At 52.1% G+C, this 2,356-nt stretch carries 3 protein-coding genes; 1 reads left to right on the top strand and 2 read right to left on the bottom strand.

Features of this window, described 5'->3' with window-relative positions; translation table 11 throughout:
* A partial coding sequence (locus F8S12_RS39670; protein WP_442946855.1) for an MGH1-like glycoside hydrolase domain-containing protein occupies nucleotides 1–889 on the top strand: 889 nt, incomplete at its 5' end.
* A 250-nt stretch (nucleotides 890–1,139) separates the two neighbouring features.
* Here the strand turns inward: F8S12_RS39670 and F8S12_RS41450 are convergent.
* Together F8S12_RS41450 and F8S12_RS41455 are read right to left on the bottom strand one after the other, a co-directional pair.
* Complete coding sequence (locus F8S12_RS41450) at nucleotides 1,140–1,490, bottom strand: hypothetical protein (RefSeq protein ID WP_230968593.1); 351 nt, start codon at nucleotides 1,488–1,490, stop codon at nucleotides 1,140–1,142.
* A 139-nt stretch (nucleotides 1,491–1,629) separates the two neighbouring features.
* Nucleotides 1,630–2,067 carry an aldo/keto reductase gene (locus F8S12_RS41455; protein WP_331001496.1) on the bottom strand — a complete coding sequence of 146 codons (438 nt, stop codon included), beginning with the start codon at nucleotides 2,065–2,067 and terminating at the stop codon, nucleotides 1,630–1,632.
* Nucleotides 2,068–2,356: the final 289 nt, after the last annotated feature.

Raw genomic sequence — 2,356 nt, forward strand, 5'->3', positions numbered from 1 at the left:
CTTTATCCGTATCTGCGACGCTACCAACGGGATTTCGGGCTGCGGCCTTTGGGATGAAAGCGATGGCTTTTACTACGACCAGATGCTTACTGGCCACGAGCAGCAGCCGCTGCGGGTTCGATCGGCAGTTGGCTGCATTCCTATCATCGCTGTAGAGTTACTCGATGAGAACATTATGGAAAAACTTCCCGGTTTTGCAAAGCGGGCCAAGTGGTTCCTGGAAAATCGCAAAGACCTTTCTGGCAAGATGAGTTACCTGGAAACTAACTCTCAGCCGCACGATTACCTCCTACTAGCCATGCCGACTCGGGAACGTTTACAACGAACCTTAAGCTATCTTCTCGATGAAGATGAGTTTCTTTCGCCTTACGGTTTGCGCTCTCTTTCCAAGTGGCACCAGAAGAACCCATTTACCTTTAACTACAACGGTGGTAGCTCCACGGTGAGCTATGATCCGGGAGAATCCACCTCCGGGCTCTTCGGTGGGAACTCCAACTGGCGCGGGCCGATTTGGTTTCCGCTTAACTACCTCATTATCGAAGCTTTGGAACGCTACCATCGCTACTATGGAGATACGTTCCAGATGGAGTATCCCACGCGTTCGGGCAACATGCTAACCTTGGGCGATATCGCCATAGACCTCTCCAGTCGCCTCGCTAAACTTTTCCTCCGCGACGAAAACGGCCAGCGCCCGTTCGATGGTGCGGAGTGGCCTTTTGCAAACGACCCTCACTTTGCGGAAACAATTCTTTTCCACGAGTATTTTCATGGCGACACCGGAAAAGGACTAGGGGCGAGTCATCAAACAGGTTGGACGGCGCTCGCTTCCCGCTTTCTCTCGGATCGCATCTGGCAGCGCGAACATCCTGCAATAGTGCACCACGCCTGATGTTTCCTCCGGGCGGTTTCCTGACAAGTGGTTGTCGCGTGTGGAGCGATTATTTAGTATATGAAGAATAAAAATCTACTACTTGCTCTCTCTGCCGTGGCAATCTTGTCGTTAGGCGCTTGCCAAAGCACAGCTCCAACGCCTCAGACGGCTCCAGAAGATACCTCCACAGGCATCAAAGGCAGAAATTCCACGGGGCAGGCCATGCTCAAGGATGGTCCCACCCAATAAACTGTAGCCAGAAGCTAACTCAAATCTGAAAGGCGTTTGTTTCGGCAAGCGCCTTTCTTTTGCGTATGAACCTTGCTTCGCTAACCAGCCACTCGGGATGCTGCACTGTGCCGTCAAACGTGGTGGTCGTCTTGCAGAGTTCAAACTTCCCGTCTGCGGCCGCTCCTTGAGTTAGCGAGAGCAGTTTTTGCACGTCGTTGTCGTCCATCGATTCGAACGTTTTTGCGGCGGCCAGAGCCTGCTCCAAGTCTTTCATATTTTCAAAGCCATTCACCACCACGCTGACCGGCAGATTCATCGCGCAATGCAGACATTGCGTGGCCGCAACCGACTTGCTTTTCAAAATGCTTCCGCTGCCAAGCGACTTCATAGCTAGAACACCATCTCCAATTCGACCAGCTTCGGTAGCACTAACTTCTCGAAGCTATCAAAGTGCGCATCCATTACGTTCAAAGGCATCTGCACAGTATAAAATCGATAATCATGCTGTTCCGCCATAGCTAGCATCTTCAAATGGATGTTAGGGCTTTTATGGCCGGTAAAACCGACGTGACGAATCTTTCCTGCTTTCTTCGCCGCTTCCACGGCTTCGATGGCCCCCCACCGGGAGCAAAGATGCGGTTTGGATCATCCAGACGAATGATTTCGTGGAGCTGGAGAAGATCGAGGTGATCAGTCCTCAAACGGGAGAGCGATTCGTTGATCTGGCGGGCAGCGGTTTCTTTGTTTCGCCCGTCGATCTTCGTCATGAGGTAAACTTTATCGCGATAACCATCTCGCAAAGAATTTCCCATCCAGACCTCGCTTTTACCATCATGATAATCCCAGCAATTATCCATGAAGTTGATACCGTGATCCACTGCGCTGCGAACAATCTTGATGGCTTCTTTTTCGCCGGAAGCAGAGCCCAGGTGGTAGCTGCCTAGGCCGATCAACGAGACATCCACACCCGTCGGCCTAGCTTGCGATAAGGAATGTCGCCGCGACTCCCTCCAGCCATCAAATCCCGAGAAAATGCTTAGTAGGCACTGATGCCAGCACTGATCTGGAGAAAACGCCGACGGTCAATGTGCTCAAACCGAGGGGGCGTTAGAGTGTTTATAGCGATCTATCGTTAGGCTAAACGGGGGAACTTCCGGTCTCGCCAGTTGCAGAATCTTGAAAAACGCTCGCCTCGTATCCTGCCTTGCGCAGAGCGTCGCAGATTCGATGACGGTCCAGCACGGCTGGTCGGTA

The organism is Nostoc sp. WHI, assembly GCF_015714725.1.
GTDB lineage: Bacteria > Cyanobacteriota > Cyanobacteriia > Cyanobacteriales > Nostocaceae > Nostoc.

Excerpts from the sequence above, each read along its gene's own strand:
- F8S12_RS41450 (WP_230968593.1), bottom strand. The coding sequence starts at position 1,490 with ATGAAGTCGCTTGGCAGCGGAAGCATTTTGAAAAGCAAGTCGGTTGCG.